This is a genomic window from Parviterribacter kavangonensis (assembly GCF_056863335.1).
The window spans coordinates 2,223,367-2,243,091 of record NZ_JBXPJA010000001.1; the positions used below are offsets into that span (position 1 = coordinate 2,223,367).

At 72.2% G+C, this 19,725-nt stretch carries 20 protein-coding genes; 7 read left to right on the top strand and 13 right to left on the bottom strand.

Features of this window, described 5'->3' with window-relative positions:
* Positions 1 to 36: 36 nt before the first annotated feature.
* Both AC1UE4_RS11395 and AC1UE4_RS11400 read right to left on the bottom strand, forming a co-directional pair.
* The gene (locus tag AC1UE4_RS11395) at positions 37 to 588 is read right to left on the bottom strand and encodes a DUF488 domain-containing protein (RefSeq protein WP_482917345.1); all 552 of its coding nucleotides are present in this window, start codon (positions 586 to 588) and stop codon (positions 37 to 39) included.
* 20 nt (positions 589 to 608) lie between these two features.
* Positions 609 to 1,043, bottom strand: coding sequence for a hypothetical protein (locus AC1UE4_RS11400; RefSeq protein WP_482917346.1), 435 nt, complete (start codon positions 1,041 to 1,043; stop codon positions 609 to 611).
* A 194-nt stretch (positions 1,044 to 1,237) separates the two neighbouring features.
* Here AC1UE4_RS11400 and AC1UE4_RS11405 point away from each other — a divergent pair, with 194 nt between their 5' ends.
* On the top strand, positions 1,238 to 3,763 hold the full coding sequence (locus AC1UE4_RS11405; protein ID WP_482917347.1) for a lytic murein transglycosylase: 2,526 nt from the start codon (positions 1,238 to 1,240) through the stop codon (positions 3,761 to 3,763).
* Positions 3,760 to 4,665: a coiled-coil domain-containing protein gene (locus AC1UE4_RS11410; RefSeq protein WP_482917348.1), complete on the top strand. Its 906-nt coding sequence runs from the start codon at positions 3,760 to 3,762 to the stop codon at positions 4,663 to 4,665. Before AC1UE4_RS11405 ends, AC1UE4_RS11410 begins: the two co-directional genes overlap by 4 nt.
* Positions 4,666 to 4,701: 36 nt before the next feature.
* On the opposite strand, the gene AC1UE4_RS11415 is transcribed toward AC1UE4_RS11410, so the two are convergent.
* The 6 genes from AC1UE4_RS11415 to AC1UE4_RS11440 are packed head-to-tail and all read right to left on the bottom strand — an operon-like array spanning position 4,702 to position 10,651.
* Positions 4,702 to 5,988 (bottom strand): calcium-binding protein, encoded by a 1,287-nt coding sequence (locus tag AC1UE4_RS11415; RefSeq protein ID WP_482917349.1) that lies wholly within the window; start codon positions 5,986 to 5,988, stop codon positions 4,702 to 4,704.
* A 28-nt stretch (positions 5,989 to 6,016) separates the two neighbouring features.
* Positions 6,017 to 6,790, bottom strand: a complete 774-nt coding sequence (locus AC1UE4_RS11420) for an SIR2 family NAD-dependent protein deacylase (protein WP_482917350.1) — start codon at positions 6,788 to 6,790, stop codon at positions 6,017 to 6,019.
* Positions 6,787 to 8,778: a 3-hydroxyacyl-CoA dehydrogenase/enoyl-CoA hydratase family protein gene (locus AC1UE4_RS11425; RefSeq protein ID WP_482917351.1), complete on the bottom strand. Its 1,992-nt coding sequence runs from the start codon at positions 8,776 to 8,778 to the stop codon at positions 6,787 to 6,789. The genes AC1UE4_RS11420 and AC1UE4_RS11425 overlap by 4 nt, the downstream gene beginning before the upstream one ends.
* A gap of 41 nt (positions 8,779 to 8,819) precedes the next feature.
* Complete coding sequence (locus tag AC1UE4_RS11430; protein WP_482917352.1) at positions 8,820 to 9,689, bottom strand: trypsin-like serine peptidase; 870 nt, start codon at positions 9,687 to 9,689, stop codon at positions 8,820 to 8,822.
* Positions 9,690 to 9,704: 15 nt separating this feature from the next.
* Positions 9,705 to 10,175 carry an SRPBCC family protein gene (locus AC1UE4_RS11435; RefSeq protein WP_482917353.1) on the bottom strand — a complete coding sequence of 157 codons (471 nt, stop codon included), beginning with the start codon at positions 10,173 to 10,175 and terminating at the stop codon, positions 9,705 to 9,707.
* 2 nt (positions 10,176 to 10,177) lie between these two features.
* On the bottom strand, positions 10,178 to 10,651 hold the full coding sequence (locus AC1UE4_RS11440) for a PadR family transcriptional regulator (RefSeq protein ID WP_482917354.1): 474 nt from the start codon (positions 10,649 to 10,651) through the stop codon (positions 10,178 to 10,180).
* Positions 10,652 to 10,852: 201 nt separating this feature from the next.
* Between AC1UE4_RS11440 and AC1UE4_RS11445 the strand changes: the two genes are divergently transcribed.
* From AC1UE4_RS11445 to AC1UE4_RS11455, 3 genes are read left to right on the top strand one after another with little or no spacing between them, the layout of a single operon-like run.
* A complete protein-coding gene (locus tag AC1UE4_RS11445; protein ID WP_482917355.1) occupies positions 10,853 to 11,374 on the top strand; it encodes an HD-GYP domain-containing protein in 522 nt (173 codons plus the stop codon).
* 15 nt (positions 11,375 to 11,389) lie between these two features.
* Positions 11,390 to 11,707, top strand: coding sequence for an RNA polymerase sigma factor (locus AC1UE4_RS11450; protein ID WP_482917356.1), 318 nt, complete (start codon positions 11,390 to 11,392; stop codon positions 11,705 to 11,707).
* 50 nt (positions 11,708 to 11,757) lie between these two features.
* Complete coding sequence (locus tag AC1UE4_RS11455) at positions 11,758 to 13,233, top strand: sigma-70 family RNA polymerase sigma factor (protein WP_482917357.1); 1,476 nt, start codon at positions 11,758 to 11,760, stop codon at positions 13,231 to 13,233.
* 81 nt (positions 13,234 to 13,314) lie between these two features.
* On the opposite strand, the gene AC1UE4_RS11460 is transcribed toward AC1UE4_RS11455, so the two are convergent.
* Positions 13,315 to 14,484, bottom strand: coding sequence for an acyl-CoA dehydrogenase family protein (locus AC1UE4_RS11460; protein WP_482917358.1), 1,170 nt, complete (start codon positions 14,482 to 14,484; stop codon positions 13,315 to 13,317).
* 225 nt (positions 14,485 to 14,709) lie between these two features.
* On the opposite strand from AC1UE4_RS11460, the gene AC1UE4_RS11465 reads away from it, so the two are divergent.
* Positions 14,710 to 15,132 carry a hypothetical protein gene (locus AC1UE4_RS11465; RefSeq protein ID WP_482917359.1) on the top strand — a complete coding sequence of 141 codons (423 nt, stop codon included), beginning with the start codon at positions 14,710 to 14,712 and terminating at the stop codon, positions 15,130 to 15,132.
* Positions 15,133 to 15,142: 10 nt separating this feature from the next.
* Entirely contained in the window at positions 15,143 to 15,454 is a 312-nt protein-coding gene (locus AC1UE4_RS11470; protein ID WP_482917360.1) for a hypothetical protein, read from the top strand.
* Here AC1UE4_RS11470 and AC1UE4_RS11475 read toward each other — a convergent pair.
* Genes AC1UE4_RS11475 through AC1UE4_RS11490 form a run of 4 tightly spaced genes read right to left on the bottom strand, consistent with a single transcriptional unit; the run spans position 15,358 to position 19,702 of the window.
* Positions 15,358 to 16,356 (bottom strand): TerC/Alx family metal homeostasis membrane protein, encoded by a 999-nt coding sequence (locus AC1UE4_RS11475; protein WP_482917361.1) that lies wholly within the window; start codon positions 16,354 to 16,356, stop codon positions 15,358 to 15,360. The two genes, AC1UE4_RS11470 and AC1UE4_RS11475, sit on opposite strands and share 97 nt — an antisense overlap.
* Positions 16,353 to 17,474 carry a calcium/proton exchanger gene (gene cax / locus AC1UE4_RS11480; RefSeq protein ID WP_482917362.1) on the bottom strand — a complete coding sequence of 374 codons (1,122 nt, stop codon included), beginning with the start codon at positions 17,472 to 17,474 and terminating at the stop codon, positions 16,353 to 16,355. The genes AC1UE4_RS11475 and cax overlap by 4 nt, the downstream gene beginning before the upstream one ends.
* A 15-nt stretch (positions 17,475 to 17,489) precedes the next feature.
* Positions 17,490 to 18,614 (bottom strand): aldo/keto reductase, encoded by a 1,125-nt coding sequence (locus tag AC1UE4_RS11485; RefSeq protein WP_482917363.1) that lies wholly within the window; start codon positions 18,612 to 18,614, stop codon positions 17,490 to 17,492.
* A complete protein-coding gene (locus tag AC1UE4_RS11490; protein ID WP_482917364.1) occupies positions 18,611 to 19,702 on the bottom strand; it encodes a hypothetical protein in 1,092 nt (363 codons plus the stop codon). Before AC1UE4_RS11490 ends, AC1UE4_RS11485 begins: the two co-directional genes overlap by 4 nt.
* Positions 19,703 to 19,725: the final 23 nt, after the last annotated feature.

Here is a 19,725-nt window from a genome sequence, read left to right on the forward strand (position 1 = left end):
CAACCGTAGGGCGGCACCCGGCGGGGTTCGCCCCCGTCAGAGGGACAGCTGCGCCGGCGGGTAGGTGATCCGCCCGCCCTCGACCACCGCGAAGTCCGGGAGCTCGTGCTCCGACAGGCGGCCGTCGGGGCCGATGTGGCACACGGTCCAGCCGCGGGCGGTGAGCGCGTCGCTGATGAGCCTGCGGTGGCAGCGCCACCACGGCGCCTCGGCGCACATGTACGCCGTGGGCGACGATCGCGCGAGCTCCTCGAGGCGTTCCAGCGCGCGGAGGAACTCGGGGGTCGCCATGTGGTCGGCATAGCCCTGGAACGCGTCGTTCTCCCAGCCGCCGTTGACCGATCCCGCCACGGGCCGGCGGCGGCCGCCGAGCGCCTCGGCGTGCCAGTACGCGGGCACCGCCCCGGCGAGGACGTCCGTGTTGAAGTGCGGATGGCGCCGCGACCGCGGCCAGCGGCGGACGTCGACGAGGGTCGACACGTCGTGGCGCCCCAGCAGCTCGAGGAGCTCCTCGAGCGTGTGGGTCGAATGCCCGACGGTGAAGAGGAGACCGCTTCGCTCCCGGGTTTCGCCCTCCGGTCCTCGCAAGCTCGGACCTCCGGTCGACGTTACGTTGGAAGCCGCTCCTGCTCGCGCGGCACGGGCGACTCCGCGCCGGGGAGCGCCTCGCGGAGCGACGCGAGCTGCTTGACGATGCCGTCGAGCTGCTCCTCGATCGCGCCGAGGCGGGCCTCGAGGTCGTTCGAGGCGGACACCTTCGCCAGCCGGTCGTCGAGGCGGTCGACGCCGTCCTCGATGCCCTCGAGCCGCTGCGAGACCGACCGGACGCGGCGGGTCAGGCGCTCGATGTCGGCGGCGGACGGGATGTTGAGGGCGCTGAACGCGACCTCCTGCGCCTGGACCGCCTTCTCGCGCGCCTCGAAGGCGCGCGTGATCGCTCCGCTCACGAGCGGGTTCTCCAGCAGGTCCTGCGCCAGCTTGCCGAGCGCGTCCTCGCCCCCCGACTGCAGGCGCTGACGGATCCCCTTGGTGTCGTCGGTCATCGCCGGCTGACAGTAGCGCGGAAGCCCCGTCAACAGCGGTGATGCGACCCTACCCTCACCCTCGACTCGAGGGTGAAGCTCCTCATCCAGGTGGAGGTCTGTGCAAGATCACCGCTAGTCCCGGCTGCGGAGAACGTTGTACGGGTACGGTTCGGGCGCAGCCCGGCAGGGTCGGGAGAACATCGAAGAGGGTCATGACACCACGTGGGAAGCTGCTCAGTGCACTCGTGACGGCCGGTCTGGCGACCGCCGCACTCGGTGCTGCCGTCCTTCCCGCGAGCGCGGAGCCGCGGACGTTCGTGGTCAAGCTCGTGACCGGCCAGAGCGTCACCGTGACGGTCGACGTTCCCCCGGGCACGCCCGCGAGCGCCATCTCGTTCCCCGGCATCACGGGCCCGATCGCGTCGGTCACCGAGATCACGCCGCCGCCGGCCGCCCAGCCGGGCGTCGGCGTCGACACCGGCACCGCCCCGGTCCCGAAGCCGCCCACGACCACGACGCCCACCACGCCCGATCAGGACGACCAGCCGTCGTCCGGCGGCAGCGGTGGCTCGAGCGAGCCGCAGCAGGGATCGTCGTCCGAGCCGTCGTCCAAGAGCGGCGGCAGCAAGCAGGAGACGACGGGCCGGAAGCCCGCGGCCGGCATCCCGGACGACCTCGCCGAGCAGATGCTCGACGAGGACCAGAAGGCCAAGGACCGCCGCAAGCGCACCAAGCGCGAGGGCACCGAGCTGCGCGAGCCGGGCGGCGCCCCGACGCTCGCCAACCCGGCCCTCTCGGTCGCCGAGATCGGCCCCGCCCCGATCGGCGTCCCGAACTTCTTCATCGAGAAGTTCCGCATCCCGCCGTTCCTGCTCTCGATCTACCAGGCCGCCGGCATCGAGTACGGCGTGCGCTGGGAGGTCCTCGCGGCCATCAACGAGATCGAGACGGACTACGGCCGCAACCTCAACGTCTCGAGCGCGGGCGCCGTCGGCTGGATGCAGTTCATGCCCGCGACGTGGAAGCAGTACGGCGTCGACGCCAACGGCGACAAGCGCAAGGACCCCTACAACCCGGTCGACGCGATCTTCGCCGCCGCGCGCTACCTGAAGGCCGCCGGCGCCGACAGCGACCTCCGCCGCGCCATCTTCGCCTACAACCACGCCGACTGGTACGTCGACTCGGTCCTCATGCGCGCGCGCCTGATCGGCGGCATGCCGAGCGACCTCGTCGGCTCGCTCACCGGCCTGACGCAGGGCATGTTCCCCGTCTACGCGACCGCCCGGTACGCGGACGACATCTCCGAGAAGGACGCGAGCAAGCGGATCGCCAAGGGCCACAACGCGGCGCTGCCGGTCGAGTCCGACAGCTCGCGCCGCGGCATCAGCGTCTACGCGAAGTCCGGCAGCCCGGTCATCGCGGTCCAGGACGGCGAGATCGTCCGCATGGGCACCTCGAAGCGCCTCGGCCGCTTCATCCAGCTGCGCGACGTCTTCGGCAACACGTACACGTACGGGCACCTGGCCAAGCTCGCCAAGCGCCACCCGGTCCCGAAGCGCACGACGGTGTCGAAGTCCGAGGTCACGAAGGAGCTCGACCTCCCGAAGCCCGACCCGGCGCCGACGCAGGCCGCTTCGGCCGGCACGCAGCAGAAGGGCGCGCCGTCGCCGTCGTCGTCCAAGCGCGACGTCGCCCGCAAGCCCGAGCAGCTGTCGAGCGTCCGCAAGGAGCGCCTCTACGCGAACCCGGCCCGGCCGACCGTCATGAAGCACGGCGGCCGCGACCAGCTGCTGGACGCCGGCGTGGTCAAGGGCGTCACCACGTTCCGCAACTACTTCGTCAAGGACCTCGGGCTCGATCCCGAGGAGGTCACGCTCAAGCGCCTCAAGGTCGGCTCGAGGGTCATCGGCGGCACCATCCTCGGCCGCATCGGCCGGATCGCTCCGCAGGTCTCGCCGCACGTCCTCTTCGAGATCCGCCCGGCCGGCCGCGGCGCCCCGCGCATCGACCCGAAGCCGATCCTCGACGGCTGGAAGCTCCTCGAGTCCACCGCGATCTACCGCGCGAAGGGCAAGAACCCGTTCTTCGGCAGCGACGCCCGGACCCCGTCGATCGGCCAGATCCTGCTGATGAGCAAGAACGAGCTGCAGGAGCGCGTCCTGCGCGACCCGCGCGTGCAGATCTACGACTGCGGCCGCCGCGACATCCGCGCCTCGGCGATCGACCGCCGCGTGCTCGCCACGCTCGAGTTCCTCTCGGCCAGCGGCATGCGCCCGACGGTCACGAGCCTCAAGTGCGGCCACGGCTTCTACACCGCGTCGGGCAACGTCTCGGAGCACTCGAGCGGCAGCGCCGTCGACATCGCCGCGATCAACGGGATCCCGATCATCGGGCACCAGGGCGAGGGCTCGATCACCGACCTGGCCGTCCGCCGGCTCCTCACCCTCCAGGGGACGATGAAGCCGCATCAGATCATCACCCTGATGAAGTACGAGGGCACGGACAACACGCTCGCGATGGCCGATCACAACGACCACATCCACGTCGGCTTCCGCCCGATGTACGACCCGAACTCGAAGGCCGGCCGCCAGCTGAACGCCGTCCTCAAGCCGGGCCAGTGGATCAAGCTGATCGACCGCCTGTCGGAGATCGACAACCCGACGGTGCGCGCCACCCCGAGCAAGTACGCGATCACGGTCGCGCCCGACCGGGCCAGCCTGTCGCACAAGGGCGAGTGAGCGAGCCGGCCGGCGATCAGCCGGCCGGATCCGCGCCGCCCGCCGCCGGCGCGGCGCCGCTGTTCCGCTTCGTCCAGTTCGAGTTCCCCTGGGTGCTCGGTCCGCCCGCGGGCCGCTACGTCCTGCGCGACGCGGGCGACGAAGCGGCCCTGCGGGTGCTCGTGATCAGCGTGCTCGGGGCGCCCGAGAAGCGGCGGCTGCTCCGCAGCCGCCGGGGCAAGCGTGCCGACCCGGAGCCTCCCCCCTCCGCCGTCCCCACCACCCGCGCGACCGTCGTGCGCGGCGTGCCGGTCGGCGAGGCCGAGGCGCGGGAGTGGCTCGGCGCGGCGGCGGAGCGCGTCGGGCCGGAGCTCGGCGTCCTCAACCGCGTCCTGCACCTCCACCGGGTGTCGACGGCCGAGCCGCACGTGCGCGAGGTGGCGCTCGAGCAGGCCCTCGTCGTGCGCGTCGGCTTCGGGCGCGGCGAGGACGTCGCGGACGGCCGCTGGGTGGAGGCGGTCGAGCCGGGAGAGGCGAAGAGCCCGCGTGCCCGCCGCGATGCCGCCCTGCGACCCCAGGAGCGTCTCGCGGCGCTGCTGGGCGGCAGGGACGCCGCATTGGCCTGTGAGGAGCTCGTCCTGCGCGCCCGCGCCGACCTCGACGGCGGCAGGCTGCGCGAGGCCGCCCTCCAGGCCCGCATAGCGCTCGACGCCGCGATCGCCGAGCTCGAGCCCTGGCGCGAGCGCCGTGACCTCGCGCAGCGCCTCGAGGAGCTCCGCGACGCCCGCCCCCTCCTCGAAGCCGCCGCCGGAGACGCCCTCGCCGGAGGCCTCCGCGACGACGCCGCCGCCGACGTGGAGAGGATCGTCGGCCGCATCGAGGCCGCCCTCCGCGCCCGGACGGCCGACGGCATCTCCCCCTGATCGTCGTCGCGGGCGGCGACGCGCGGGTGCGCGGCGTCAGCGGCGGCGCTTCGGCCGGATCGTCTCGCAGCCGGTCGCGCGGTCGCGGGCGTCGGCGAGGAGGACGTCTCGGCCGGCTCCGCAGGAGGCGCGGTCGGGGGTGCGGCGGTCCTTGGCGGTGGTGAGGCGGTCGTTGCCGGGGCCTCCGAGGAGGAGGTCGCGGCCGCGGCCTCCGACGAGGACGTCGCGGCCGGCGCCTCCGAGGACGCGGTCGTTGCCGTCGTTGCCCTCCACGTTGTCGTTGCCCGGCCCGCCGTCGAGGCGGTCGGCGCCGAGGCCGCCGGTGACCTCGTCGTTGCCGGCGCCCGCCGCGATCCGGTCGTTGCCGCTCTCGCCGCGCAGCGCCTCGGTGCCTCGGCCGCCGGAGATGCGGTCGTTGCCGGTGCCGCCCACCAGCTCGTCGTTGAACGGCGGGGCGGCCGGCGCGGGACCGCCGACGAGCTCGTCGTCCCCCGGGCCGCCGGAGAGGAAGTACGCGCCGGGGCTGCGGTCGACGATCCGGTCGTTGCCCCTGCCGCCGAGCAGGTCGAGCGACGAGATGCCGGCCTCGGGCGCCGCGGCGAACGGGCCGAGGATGGTGTCCGCGCCGTCGCCGCCGAGCGCCTCCTCGAAGCCCGAGACGACGTTGCCCTCCCCCGCCGTCCCCGCGACCTCGTCGTCCGCCGAGGCGAGGTCGATGAGCACGGCGGCGGTCCGGCCCGCGAACTGGAGCTGGTCGTTGCCGTCGCCGCCCTCGAGGACGTCGGCGTCCGGCGCCGGCTCGCCCTCGGCGATGGTGTCCGGCCCGGCGAGCCCGCGCACGACGTCGCGTCCCGGGCCGCCGGTCAGGTTGTCCCCCGTCTCCGTGCCGGTGAGGACGTCATCGCCCGGCCCGCCGTCGACGCTCGACCCGGTCACCGCGTCGTTGCCCGCGCCCGCGTCCACGGTCCAGCCCGGCGCCGTCGCGCGGTCGTCGCCGTCGCCGAGCCGCATCGTCAGCTCGCCGGCCGCCGGGCACGAGACGCCGCCGCCCTCCTCGGGCGAGCACTCGGTCGACCGGATCGCGGCGCCGCGGTCGCGGATGACGATCCGGCCGTCGCTGGTCGCGCCCGCCTCGATGTCGTTGTTCTCCGAGCCCTCGCCGGTGACGACGATCGTGGGCGGCGGGCAGGCGGCGTAGCGGCTGCAGGACTCCTCGGGCGTCGGCGCGTTGTCCGGCGGCGCCGGGATCCACGTGACGACCGTGGCGCCGGCGGGCGCGGCCAGGCCGAGGATCAGCAGCGCGGTGGCGACGAGGAAGCGCATCGCGCGACTCTACGCCGCGCGACCAGCGCTAGGCCAGGGCTTCGACGAGCGCCTCGAGCTCCGAGACCACGTCGCCGCGCAGGCGCACCGACGCCCGCGCGTCGAACGGCGTCTCGCCCTGCGTGACGATCGCGACCGCCCCGCCCGCCTGCCGTGTCAGGGCCGGCAGCTGGGCGATCGGGTAGACCTCGAGCGACGAGCCGATGCACAGCAGGACGTCGGCGCCGGCCGCCAAGGCGAACGCCCGCTCCAGCGCGCCCTCGGGCAGGAACTCGCCGAAGAGCACGACGTCGGGCTTCAGCGGGCTGCCGCACACGCAGCGCGGTACGCCGTCCGGCGCCGCCGCCAGCCGGCCGCGGACGTCCTCCAGCTCCACCTGCACCCCGCAGTCCACGCACGACGAGTGCGAGATCGTCCCGTGGACCTCGATCAGCTCGCTCGTCCCCGCCTTGGTGTGCAGGCGGTCGATGTTCTGCGTGATGACGGCGTGGAGGTGGCCGCGGCGCTCCAGCTCGACGAGCGCGCGGTGCGCCCCGTTCGGCTCCTTGTGCTCGAGCGAGTGGAACCGGTCGCCGTAGAAGTGCCAGAAGCGCTCCGGATCGCGCCGGAAGACGTCGATGTGCGCGACCTCCATCGGGTCGACGTTCTCCCAGAGGCCCGTGCCGGGCGAGCGGAAGTCGGGGATCCCGGACGGCACCGAGATCCCCGCGCCGGTCAGCGCGACGACGGACGACGCCTCGCGGATGAGGTCCGCGAGGCGCTCGATCTCCGTCATCGACGCCGGATGGAGGTCGTTGATCACTTGCCCTGCCAGTTGGGCGACCGCTTCCCGAGGAACGCGGCGATGCCCTCCTTCGCGTCCTCCGAGGTGAACGCGGCGAGGAACCCGGACTTCTCGGCCTCGATGCCCTCGTCGAGGTCGGCCTTCGCGGCGGCCCGCTTGAGCTGCTCGACGGCGACCGGCGCCTGCTTGGAGAGCTTGCGCGCCCACGCGACGGCGGTGTCGAGGAGCTCGTGGTCCGGCACGACGTCGTTGACGAGCCCGAACTCGTAGGCCGAGTCGGCCAGCAGCGCGTCGCCGGTGAGGTTCATCTCGAGCGCCTTGCTCATGCCGACGAGCCGCGGCAGCCGCTGGGTGCCGCCGAAGCCGGGGATGATCCCGAGGTTGATCTCGGGCTGGCCGAACACGGCCGACTCCGCGGCGATGCGGACGTCGCAGCCCATCGCGAGCTCGCAGCCGCCGCCGTAGGCGATCGCGTTGACGGCGGCGATCGTGACGGTGCGCGACTGCTCCATCTGCCGCAGCAGCGCGTGCATGTCGTCGAGCATCGCGCGCCCGTTCGACTCGTCCATCTGCGTGAACGCCTTGATGTCGGCGCCGGCGGAGAACAGCAGCGGGTTGCCCGAGGCGACGACGAGCGCGCCGAAGTTCCCCTCGACCTTCTCCCACACCGCCTTGAACGACTCGAGCACGGCGGGCGACAGCGAGTTGGCCGGCGGGTTGTTCAGCCAGGCGATCGCGTAGCCGTCGCGCGACTCGAGCTGGACCGGGCCTTCCTGGCCCTCGTCGGGCCGGGGCCACGGGAAGAAGCCCTGGCCGGCCTTCAGGCCGAGGCGGCCCTGAGCCACGAGGCGGCGCAGCGTCTGCGGCGGCGTGAAGCGCTCGCCGTGCTGCTCCTGGAACTGCTCGAGCTGCTCGAGCACGACGTCGAGGCCCGTCACGTCGGCCCACATGAGCGGCGGCATGATGCCCCGCCGCGGGTCCATGCCGGCGCCGGCCATCATCCCGAGGTCGATCGCGCGCGTCTCCGCGACGCCCTCCTCGAGCAGCAGGCACGCCTCGATGAGCGCCTTGGCGGCCATGCGATCGGGGAGGTCGGCGGGCGGCTCGGCGTCGCCCTCGATCTGCGGCTCTCCGTCCTTGTAGAAGCCGGCCCCGCCGGTCTTCGCGCCGAGCTGCTTGTCGGCGACGAGCTTCTGCATCCCCTTGTGGACGTAGAAGCGCTCGTCCCCGTAGGAGTCCTCCATGTGCTCGGAGACGTGGAGCACCGTGTCGAGCCCGAGCAGGTCGACGAGGAAGAACGGCCCCATCGGCGCGCGCTTGGCCTCCTGGATGGCGGCGTCGACCTGCTTGATCGACAGCCCGCCCTCCTCCTGGGCCCGGTAGACCTCGGACATCGCCGCGCTGAGGATGCGGTTGACGACGAAGCCCGGCACCTCGGCGCAGGTGATCGGCTGCTTGCGGATCGCCTGGGCGAAGTTGTACGCGGCGTTGACCGTGTCGCGATCGGTCTCGTCGCCGATGACGATCTCGAGCAGCGGCATCACGGATGCCGGGTAGAAGAAGTGGAAGCCGCAGACCTTCTCGGGGCGGCTCGTCGCGTCGCCGATCTCGGTGATCGACAGCGAGGACGTGTTCGAGGCGAGGACCGCGTGGCCCGGCGTCACCTCGTCGAGCTCGGCGAAGACCGCCTGCTTGATCTCCATCCGCTCGGGGACGGCCTCGATGACGAAGTCGACATCGCCGAAGCCCTCGTAGGACGTTGTGCCGGTGATCCGGCCGAGGATGGCCTCGATCTGCTCGCGGCCCTGCTCCTCGGTGATCTTCTCCTTCTTGACCAGCCGGCCGACCTGCTGCTCCGTCACCTCCCGCGCCTTCTTGAGCCCGACGTCGATGAACTCCTGCTTGACGTCCTTGAGCACGACGGGGATGTCAGCGGCGGCGATGACCTGGGCGATCTCCCCGCCCATGGTCCCCGCGCCCACGACCGCAGCCTTGAACACGAACATGGGCGGGGAACCTAGCGAGCCGGGTCAGCCCGGCCCCCCGATCACGGCGCGGTGTTGAAGAGCGTCTGGGCGACGGAGCCCTGGTACGGCCCGAACATCGTGTTCTTCAGGCCCTGGTAGCCGTACGAGTTCACCGACCCCACCGTCTGCGTGCCGGCGAAGACCCAGCCGCCGCCGCTCGAGCCGCCGGTCATGTCGCAGCCGATCGCCATCGGATCGCCGAAGACGCCGTCGAACCGCTGCACGGTCGAGGTGCAGAAGAACATCGTCTGCCCGTTGAACTTGCCCGCCGCCGGATAGCCGTAGGAGGTGAAGGACGTCTTCCCCGCTTCGACCGGCTGGTTGAAAGCCGGAGTCCAGACGACCGGGTCGCCGCTGCCCTGCGAAAGCGTCACGTGCGCGATGCCGAGGTCGTACGTGAAGTCGCCGCTGCTCTGCCAGGCCGGGGTCGTGCGGAGATCGCTGTTGAGAGCGGTCCACTTCCCGAGCGGGGCGGTGCCGTTGTAGTAGCCCGGCACGAACGCGAAGTTCGTTACGTAGGCGCCGGGGCCCTCGTTGACGCAGTGGCCGGCGGTCCACACGTCAAGGCCGCCGTTGTGCTTGCGCACCGTCGTTCCCGAGCAGACGTAGTTCACGCCCTTCTCCGTGAAGAAGACCTTGCCCACCGAGCTGTACGCCGCGTCGGACAGCGAGACGGCGCCGCTCGTGAAGCCGGCCGAACCGCCACCCGGCTTGCCCTTGCCGGCCCGGATCCGCTCCTTCGGCTTCGCGTTCATCATCCGCTCCTTCGTCCAGTAGGACGCGATCGCGGCGTGCTCGTCCCGCTGGCTGTTGCCCGGGTCCGCCGAGGCGGTCGCGGGCACGAGGAGGCCGAGCAGGCAGGCTGAGAAGGCGAAGCGGCGGAGGCGCATTTCAGGAGTATCGGTTCAAGTGCGCTCTCGCTCAAGGGCGAGATCGCCCGCGAGCTCGCGCCGGAAGCGCGACAGCGTCCTGGCCATCGCATCTCTGAACGCGCGCCGGACGAAGAGGGCGTCGACCACGGGTGTCAGCGGTGTGCCGTCCTTGATGCGGTAGCGCAGCTCGATCGTCATCGTCGATCCGCCCTCGTCGGCGGGCGTGAACGTGACCACCTGCTCGCCCGCGATGCGCGGGTCCTCGACGCTGACCGTCTGGCCGCTGCGGACCTCGTAGGCGGTCACGCGCTCGTTGACGAGACCACGGCCGTCCGGCGTGGACTGCCACTGCACGCGCGCGCCCTCGCGGGGCCAGTCGCCCTCGACCTTGCGCACGTGGCCGAAGCCGTCGACGAACGCGGGCCAGCGGCTGACGTCGTACCAGAGGCTCTCGGCGAAGCTGACCTGCGCGGGCAGCTCCTGCGTGACCCGGACCGTGCCCACCGTCAGTCGCCCCGGCCGTGGTCGAGCACCTCGTCGCGGATGGAGGCAGTCGCGCGGGCGACGGCGTCGAGGTACGGCGCGATCTCGGCGCTCAGCCGCCGCCGCTCCTCGTCTCCCTCCTCGGTGAGGCGGTAGAAGCGCCGCGACCGGCGCTCCGGGTGCTCCCACTCTCCCGCGACGAGGCCGCGGCCCTCGAGCGAGCGCAGGAGCGGGTACATCGTGTTCGGGTTGACCGCGACGAGGCCGCCGGTGACCTCGGCGACGCGGTCGATGAGCTGGTTGCCGTACGACGGCCCGCGGCCGAGGAAGTGCAGGACGAGCAGGGGCAGCAGGCCGGCGCGGCGCAGCTCCCCCAGCAGCGGATCGGCCCGCGCGCGGCCGGCGGCCTCGACGGGCCCGCCCGCCGCCGCCCGTGCGGCGTCCAGCGGCGCGGCCGCGGCGACGGCATGCTCGGTGTCCTTGGCTCGGCGCGGCACCGGCGTGGAGGCTAGTCGCGCGCCGCTCGGCCGTGGCGGCCGACCGCCGACGCGCCAACTCGGAGGTGCGCCGTAAGAACGGGCCCGCCCGGCGCTCTCAGCGACGTCCAACCCCTTCTGCTCCGAGGAACGATGTCCCCCACCACACCCACGCGCTCCGCGGCACGGCGCATGCCGCTCGTGGACGTGCTGGTCCGATGCATGGATCAGCGCGGGATCCTCCAACACGCGGAGAACGTCGCCGTGCTGTCCGAGGTCGTCTGCGAGCGGATGCAGCTCAGCTTCCGCGCGACCGAGGTCGTCGTCAACGCGGCGCTCCTGCACGACGTCGGCAAGCTCGCCCTGCCCGCGTCGCTGCTCGACCGGCCCGGCGACCTCAGCCACGAGGAGTGCGAGCTCATGCGCACGCACCCGGTCGTCGGCGCGCGCACGCTCGAGCACGTCAGCGCGCTGCGCGGCGCTGCGCTGCTCGTCCGCCACTCGCACGAGCGCTACGACGGCTGGGGGTACCCGGACGGCCTGCGCGGGCGCGAGATCCCGCTGGGCGCGCGGATCATCGCCGCCTGCGACGCGTGGGACGCGATGCGGACCGACCGCTCGTACCGCGCCGCGCGGCCGTTCGACGAGGCCCTGGAGATCATGCTGGCGGGCGCCGGCGCGCAGTGGGACGAGGAGATCGTCACGACGCTGATCGCGCACCTGAGCGCCGCCCACGCCGCCTAGGGGGCACGAGCTCGCTTGCTGCCCGACCGGGTCGTCACCGCCCACGCCACCCTCGCTCCCCTGCACCGGGAGGTGCTCGCCCTACGCGAGCTCGAGGAGATGCCGTGCGCGGAGATCGCCGAGGTGCTCGACGTGGGGGTCGAGACCGCGGCGCGCCTGGCCTGGCGAGCGCGGGACGCGCTGGTGCTGCGGACCAGCGAGGCGACGACCGGCGAGGGCGCCGGCTGGGCGAGCGTCCGGCCCGCCTATCGCGAGCGGCTCGGGGTCGTGTCCGCGCCCACCGACGCCGCGACGGCCCTGCGGATCGCGCGCGAGCGGCTGGCGGCGGCATGAGCTCGGAGCAGCCACTTGCCCCGCGCGCGCGAGGGGAGCAGACTCCACGCGTGGCGCCTTCGGCCACAGAGGCTGCCTTCCTCACGCTCCACGAGGACTTCGCGGATCGCGTCTACACGTACTGCCTGCGGCTCTGCCGGACGCCCGAGGACGCCGCCGACGCGCTGCAGGAGACGTTCACGAGCCTCCTGGCGCGGCTGGACGACCCGGACGCCGAGCCGATCGAGCACCCGCGCGCCTACCTCTTCGCGACCGCCCGCAACGCCTGCCTGCGCCGCCTGTCCGAGCACGGGCGCGTCGAGGTCGTGGCCGACCCGCCGGAGGCCGCCGGCGATGACCTGGCCGAGGGCGAGGTCGCGGTGCTCACCGACGCGCTGCGCGACGACGTCATCGCCGCCGAGGCCGAGCTGCCCGAGCGCCAGCGCGAGGTGCTGGTGCTGCGCGAGATCGAGGGGATGTCGTACGCCGAGATCGGCGTGCTCATGGGGCTGACCGCGAACGGCGCGGCCCAGCTGGCGTGGCGGGCGCGCGCGGCGCTGCGCGGCCGGCTGCGGCGCCTGGCCCTGCGCGGCATCGCCCCGCGGACCGCGGAGTGCGAGCGCGCGATGACGCTGCTCGAGCTGCGCGAGGACGGCCCGCTGGCGCCGCCCGAGGACGCGTGGCTGGAGGAGCACCTCGACGACTGCTCGCGCTGCAAGGCCAACAAGGCCGCGATGCTCGAGGTCGGCACGACGTACCGCGCGGTGCTGCCGATCGCCGTCGCGCCGTTCCTCGCGCACGAGGCGCTGGCGAGCGCCGCCGCGGGCGGCGCCGTCGCGGCGGGATGCACGGCGGGCGGCGCGGGCGGCGCGGGCGGAGCCGGCTCCTCCGGCGCGTCGAGCGCGGTCGTCGTCGGCGGCGGCTTCGCGGCGGCGGCCTCCGTCTTGGCGGGGATCCTCGCGGTGACCGGCGCGCTCAGCGGGACCGAGACGCCCGGCGCCCCGCCCCCGGCGCGCGCGGCCGCGCCGCCGAGCGTCGCGTCCTCGCAGTCCGCCGATCCGCGCGCGCAGATCGTCAAGGCGGTCGCCGAGCGCCACGCGCGCGAGCAGCGACGCGTGATGGGCGTCGTCGCGACGGTCGCCGCAAGCCGCGCCGCGACGCCGACGGGGTCGGCCCCGAGCGGCGGAGGCGGAGGCGGGACGGGCGCCGGCGGCTCCGGCTCCGGCGGCGAGCCCAACCGCACCACCGCGACGCTGCGCCCCTCGCCGAAGGAGAAGGCGCCCGCGACGACCACGCCGACGAAGACGACGGCTCCCTCGACCGCGGCGCCGGTCACCGCGACGGTCCCCGCCTCCGAGCCGACGACCGCCGCCACGGGCGACTCGACCCCGCCGCCGACGACCCCGCCGGCGAAGGAGCCGCCGGTGGACCCGCCGCCGCCTCCTCCCCCGCCGCCGCCGTCCGGCGGGCATGAGAAGGGGAAGGGCCACACCGAGCACGGCAACGGCGCCGGCCTCGGCCACGAGAAGCACGGCGACGAGCCGTAGCCGCGCCGCCCTCGCCCTCTCACGACGAAGGGCCGCCCGGTGGGGCGGCCCTTCGTGGTCAGGCGGTGATGCCGCGGGCGATCAGTGCGCGGCGGCGGGCGCCTCGACGCGGCGCGGCAGCAGCGTCTCGCGGGCGATGACGAGCCGCTGGATCTGCGACGTGCCCTCGTAGAGCTGCATGATCTTCGCGTCGCGCATCAGCTTCTCGACGGGGTACTCCTTGATGAAGCCGTAGCCGCCGTAGACCTGCACGGCGTCCGTGGTGATCTCCATCGCGGAGTCCGCGGCGAAGCGCTTGGCGTGCGAGGACTCGAGCGTGTTGCGCTTGCCCTGGTCGAGCAGCACGGCGGCGTTCCACGTCATGAGGCGCGCGGCGTGGAGCTTCGTGCCCATGTCGGCGAGCATGAACTGGATCGCCTGGTGCATCGCGATCGGCACGCCGAACTGGACGCGCTCCTTCGAGTAGTCGCAGGCGAACTCGAACGCGGCGCGGCCGATGCCGACGGCCATGGCGGCGACGCCCGGACGGGTGAAGTCCAGGGTCTGCATGGCGACCTTGAAGCCCTTGTTCTCCTCGCCGAGGAGGTACTTGGCGTCGATCTCCGTGTCGTTGAAGGTCACGGTCGCCGTGTTCGACGCCCGCTGACCCATCTTGTCCTCCTTCTTGTCGATGACGATCGTGTCATCGCGCTTGACGAGGAAGGCGGAGATGCCGCGATGGCCGGCGTCCGGGTCGGTCTTCGCGTAGACCGTGTACCAGTCGGCGTACTGGCCGTTGGTGATGAAGCACTTCGAGCCGTTGAGGACGTACTTGTCGCCCTTCTTGACCGCGCGGGTGCGCATGCCCGAGACGTCGGAGCCGGCGCCCGGCTCGGTCAGGCAGAACGAGGCGAGCTTCGGCGACGAGGTGAGGTCCTCGAAGAACTCCTTCTGGACCTCGTCGGAGCCGGCGATCTGGACCGGCGCCGACGCGAGGCCGTTCGCGCCGAGGGAGGTCTGGATGCCCGAGCAGCCCCAGGCGAGCTCCTCCTCGATGATGGCTCCATCGAGATGACCGAGCCCCGCGCCGCCGTACTGCTCCGGCGCGTGGGTGTTCATCAGACCGACTTCCCAGGCCTTGTTGATGATCTCCTGGGGCCAGGTCCCGTCCTTGTCGTACTCCCAGGCGACCGGCCGGATCTCCTTCTCGGCGAAGTCGTGGGCCATGTCGCGGAGGTTCTTCTGCTCGTCGGTGAGCGTGAAGTCGACCATGTTCTGCGTAGCTCCTTCGGGAAGAGAATGCGTTGACTCGCGAGTCAACGACACATCGGAGAGTACTTCGTCACCGCGTCAGAACCCAAATGACAACTGCCACGGAGGCGACGAGCACGAGGCCGGTGACGACGACGAGCGGCCATTGCTCTCCGAACACCGCCGGGCGGCGTGGTGCGAAGGTCCGTCTTCTGAAGCGGCGCCACATCGGTCATCCTGCATGCCGTGAAGGAGGCCTTCGGCTACGTCCTCTTCGGCACGGTGCTGGTCGCAGCCATCGTCGCAGTCCTGAGCCTGAAGGGACCCCGGTACGACCACATCGGGAAGGGCGGCCTGTCGCTCAACGAGGACGAGGACCGCGCAGCGCGCCCCGCGGCGCCGGCGGCGGTCGTCGCGGCCGAGCGCGATGAGGAGATCCGCCAGCTCGTCGAGGCCAAGAACGCTCGTAGGGCGGCGCGCGGCGAGGCGCCGCTCGACGTGGACGAGGAGATCAGCCGCCTCACCCCCGCGCCCGCCGCCGACCCGGCGCTCGTAGCCGAGGTGCGCGAGCTGGTGGTCGCCCGCAACGCCCGCCGGGTGCGCCAGGGCAAGGAGCCGCTCGACGTCGAGGAGGAGGTCCGGCGGCAGATGAAGGACCTCATGGGGTAGAAGATCGGCCATGGCTGATCCGAGACAGTTCGAGCTCGACGAGCTCGTCAACCGCCCTGGCACCTACTTCAACCCCCAGACCGACGTGATCGTGATCGTCGACGACTCCCCCGACGTCGACACCGAGATCTTCAACCTGGAGGAGTTCGAAGGCGCGGACTGGGTCCTCATCTCCGACGAGCTCCCCGTCGACGAGTCGCGCCGCGACGCGCTGATCGAGCGCTTTCAGGTCACGGGCCGCCCGGCGTCAGACGCCTCGGACGACGACGTGCCCGACGAGGAGGAGGAGCTCGAGACCATCGACGTCGAGGAGCTCGAGTAGCGGCGGTCGCCGATCCGCGACGCGACCATCCCGATCGCGAAGGCGGCGAGGACGGCGAGCAGGCTGGCCACGGGGCCGACGTGCACGACGTCCTCGAGCAGGAGCTTGAGGCCCACGAGCGCGAGCACCACGGCGATCGTCTCGTCGAGGTAGCGGAAGCGCTCGATCAGGGCCTCCACCAGCACGAAGAGGGCCCGCAGCCCGAGCAGGGCGAAGACGTTGCCCATCCAGATGACGAACTGGTCGCGCGTGATCGCGAAGGCGGCCGGGATCGAGTCGACCGCGAACGCGATGTCCGCCGCGACGATCGCGCCGAGGCACAGCAGCAGCGGCGTCGCCCACAGCCGGTGGTCGCGACGGAACAGCAGCGCGTTGCCGTGGTACTCGCTCGACACGGGCATGATCCGCCTCGTCAGCCGCACCGCGATGTTGCGGTCCGGGTCGACGTTCTCCTCCACCCCGCGCAGCACGCGGTAGGCGAGCACGAGCAGCAGCCCGCCGAGGACGTACGTGACCCAGTGGAACTCCTCGATGAGCGCGACGCCGCCGAGGATCGCCAGACCGCGCAGCACGAGCGCGGCGACGATGCCGACGAACAGCAGCCGCGCCCGCAGCTCCACGGGCACGCCGAAGTAGCTGAAGAGCAACAGGAAGACGAAGAGGTTGTCGAGCGACAGCGACCGCTCGATGAGGTAGACGGTCGTGTAGTCGACCGCCAGCTCCGACCCCTCGGTGAAGAAGAGGACGACGCCGGCCAGCAGCGAGAGGACGAGCCAGCCGATGCTCCAGACGAGCCCCTCGCGGAAGCTCGGCTCGCGGCCGCGCGCGAAGTAGTGGAGGTCGACCCAGAGGAAGACGAGCAGCGCCGCCGACAGGCCGAGCCACGGCAGCGCACCGCTCATGCGTAGAAGAACACCACGCCCAGCACCGCGTAGAGGCTGAGCAGCTGCAGGCCCTCGAACCACGTCGACTCGCCCTCGTGCGCGACGTAGTTCGCGACGAGGATGGCGAGCACGACCGCGGTCAGCTCGTAGCCGTTGAAGACCAGCGACATCGGGTGGTCGCCGATGCCGGGGATGAACGAGAGCAGGACGAGCACGGGCGCGACGAACAGCGCGATCTGGGCGCTCGAGCCGATTGCGATGTTCACGCTGAGGTCCATCTTGTCGCGCGCCGCGAAGTAGACGGCGACCCAGTGCTCGGCGGCGTTGCCGACGATCGCGACGATGATGAGGCCGACGAAGAACTCGCTGATGCCGATCCCCTCCGACGCCTCGGAGATCGAGCCGACGAGGATCTCGGACATGAAGCCGACGGCGACGCCGGCCACCGCGAGCAGCGCGACGGAGCGCTTGACCGACCACGCCTCGCCCTCGTGGTCGTCCTCGCTGTGCTCCGGGTTGAAGAGGCTGCGGTGCGTCTTGAGGCTGAAGAAGAGCCCGGCGACGTACGTGAACAGGAGGATCCCGGCGACGATGAACGAGATCGACTCGACGTCGTTGCCGAAGTTGACCTCCTCCTCGGCCACGCGCGGGAGGCGACCGCCGTCGACGAGCTGGAAGACGGCCGGCATGATCATCGCCGCCGCGGCCAGCAGCAGCATGAGCACCTGCACGTTGGCGGCCGTGCGGTCGAAGAACTGGCGCTCCCGCGGCAGGCCGCCGATGAACATCGCGGCGCCCATGACCAGCAGGATGTTGCCGAGGATCGACCCGATCAGCGAGGCCTTGACGACCTCCTGCAGCCCCTCGTTGAGCGCGAAGAACGCGATGACGAGCTCGGGGAAGTTGCCGAACGTGACGTTGAGCAGCCCGCCGATGCCCGGACCGGTGCGCGCGGCGAGCTCCTCGGTCGAGCGGCCCATGAGCGCCGCCGTGGGAATGACGCCCAAGGCGGCGGCGAAGAAGATGACCTCGGCGCTGGCGTGCCCCAGCTCCAGCGCGATCGCGACCGGGATGAACGGGACGAGCAGGTAAGGCCAGCCGGACCCGCTGAGGAGGAACTTCCGGAGCGCGCGCACGCCGGGGGACGGTAGCTACGCGGCGCTCTTGACGAGGTCACGTGCCGGCTCGATGCGCCACCGCTCGGCGAGGCCGGCGAGGTCGGCGTCGAGCTCCCAGCGATCAGGCAGCGGCGGGCCGGCGTGCTCGGGCGTCGCGCCCTTGAGCGCCATGGAGCCGGTGTTGTCGCCGATCCGGCGCAGCTCGGCGACCTCGTCGGGGCTCAGCGGCGACGTCGCCTCGACGGCGGCCAGCTCGGCGCGCTTGTCCTCGACGGGCCGGCCGCCGCGCTCCTGGATGAGCGTCGGCACGACGAGCTCGACCGGACCGTGCGCGAGGTTCCACGCGCACGAGAGCTGCAGCGGCGTGAGGCCGTGGCGCTCCGCGATCGGGCGCATGCGGTCGAGCTTCTCGCGGCCCGCCTCGATCCAGCCACCCGGCCGGAAGAGGCGGTGGTCGCGCTCGGCGAAGTCGTGGCCCGGCTCGACGTCGTCCCAGAAGAGCCCGCCGTAGTCGACGACGCGCGAGATGACGCGCACGCCGTGGCGCTCGGCCGCGTCGAGGCACAGCTCGCCCGGCCACGGCTCCATCGGGCTGAGGATGATCATCGCCCAGTCGACGATGTCGCCGAAGCGCTCGAAGCAGTCGATGACGTCGAGCGTGAAGCCGTTGGCGGGACCGGGCGCGACGCCGATCTCGCCGGCCAGCCCGGCGTGGCGCAGCGCCGCCATGCCCGACCAGACCGCCTCGCTCGTGTAGCCGGTGCGGTCCGGGTTGTGCAGGAGCAGGACGTCGAAGCGGTCGATGCCGATCCGCTCCAGCGACCGCTCGGCCGCCATGCGCAGGTAGTCCCCGTACGCGTCGGCGCCGCGCAGGCGCGGGTCGGTGAAGCGCGGGAAGCCCTTCGCGCCCTCGCGCTGCCCCTCGTAGAAGTCATGGCCGATCGCCCCGATGATCCGCACCGCGTCGCGGTCGGCGCCCTCGAGCGCGCGGCCCAGGATGCGGTCCGCCTCACCCTGGCCGTACGTGTCGGCGGTGATGACCGTCGGGATCGCGGCGTCGGGGCGCAGCAGGGCGACGAGCCGCTCGTCGTCGAGCGGCTCGCCGAAGTGCATGAAGCGCCCGCCGCTCCAGGTCCCCAGCGCGGCGGGGCGGGTCACTTGTTCACGAGCTCTGCGCACTGCTGGAGCTTGGCCACGTCCTGGCCGGCGTCCTGAACGCACTTGAGGTACTCGGACGACGCACCGCCGGTCGAGCCGCTGCTCGAGGAGCCGCTGCCCGAGGAGCCGGAGCCGGACGAGCCGCTGCCGCCGCCCAGGCCGGGGATCGCGCCGCCGAGGCTCTGGCTGAGCTCCTCGAGCGGCTTGGCGTCCTTGGGCTCCTCGATCGTCTGGTCCTTGTTGATGTCGCCGAGCGTGAGGTCGAACTTCACGTCGCCGCTGCGCGTCTTGTCGGCGAGGCTCAGCGCCACGTTGATGCGGCGCAGGATGCGGTCGTCGTCGCCGCTCCACAGGTCGACGCGCGCGCTCTTGACGGCGTCGGCGATCTGCTTGCGCTCGTCGGCCGAGAGCTGGCGCGGCGCCGTCTTGTCCGGCTGGTTGGCGCCGTCGGTCGCGCACGGGTCGCTCTTCTGCAGGTCCGTGCGGCCGAGGACCCGGTTGACGTCCTCGAGCATCTTCGGGACGTCGACGCCGGCGGTCAGATGCGTCGTCTGCGCGCCGCCGACCTCCTCGCCGCCGACCTTCTTGACGTCGGTCAGCCAGCGCCGCGGGTCGACGCCGAGCGAGCTGAGCGTGACGCCCCCGCCGCCCTTGTCGCGGTTGCACTTCGCCTGGTCGGCGTAGCCCTTCTTGAACTGGTCGAAGAGCTCCTTGCCGAGCTGGTAGTTCTGCCCCATGAAGCTCAGGTAGCCCTTGTCGCCGGTGCTCGTGGCGCCGCCGCTGAAGGTCTGGCCGTTGGCCTCGATCTCGGCGGTCAGGGCGAACTTCGGCAGCTGGTCCTGGCCGACCGACGCGAACGGGCCGCTGAGCCGCAGCGCGACCGGCTGCGTGAGCGACGGGATGCCCTTCGTCGCGATGCGGACGTCGAGGCCGAGGCGGCCGCTCTTGACGTCCTTGTCCTTGCCGAACGTGTCGGACAGGATCTTGTCCGGCGAATCGCTGCTGCCGCCCTCCCCGTCGTCGCCGCACGCTGCGACGCCGAGCGCGCACGCGATGAAGATGCAGAGCAGAAGAGGCCAGCGGGTCATGGGCGCCAGCGTAGTGGTCCGGT

Bases quoted from the DNA above. Each gene is read 5' to 3' on its own strand.
- AC1UE4_RS11400 (WP_482917346.1), bottom strand. From the start codon at position 1,043: ATGACCGACGACACCAAGGGGATCCGTCAGCGCCTGCAGTCGGGGGGC.
- AC1UE4_RS11405 (WP_482917347.1), top strand. From the start codon at position 1,238: ATGACACCACGTGGGAAGCTGCTCAGTGCACTCGTGACGGCCGGTCTG.
- AC1UE4_RS11415 (WP_482917349.1), bottom strand. From the start codon at position 5,988: ATGCGCTTCCTCGTCGCCACCGCGCTGCTGATCCTCGGCCTGGCCGCG.
- AC1UE4_RS11425 (WP_482917351.1), bottom strand. From the start codon at position 8,778: ATGTTCGTGTTCAAGGCTGCGGTCGTGGGCGCGGGGACCATGGGCGGG.
- AC1UE4_RS11430 (WP_482917352.1), bottom strand. From the start codon at position 9,689: ATGCGCCTCCGCCGCTTCGCCTTCTCAGCCTGCCTGCTCGGCCTCCTC.
- AC1UE4_RS11445 (WP_482917355.1), top strand. From the start codon at position 10,853: ATGGATCAGCGCGGGATCCTCCAACACGCGGAGAACGTCGCCGTGCTG.
- AC1UE4_RS11460 (WP_482917358.1), bottom strand. From the start codon at position 14,484: ATGGTCGACTTCACGCTCACCGACGAGCAGAAGAACCTCCGCGACATG.
- AC1UE4_RS11470 (WP_482917360.1), top strand. From the start codon at position 15,143: ATGGCTGATCCGAGACAGTTCGAGCTCGACGAGCTCGTCAACCGCCCT.
- AC1UE4_RS11475 (WP_482917361.1), bottom strand. From the start codon at position 16,356: ATGAGCGGTGCGCTGCCGTGGCTCGGCCTGTCGGCGGCGCTGCTCGTC.
- AC1UE4_RS11490 (WP_482917364.1), bottom strand. From the start codon at position 19,702: ATGACCCGCTGGCCTCTTCTGCTCTGCATCTTCATCGCGTGCGCGCTC.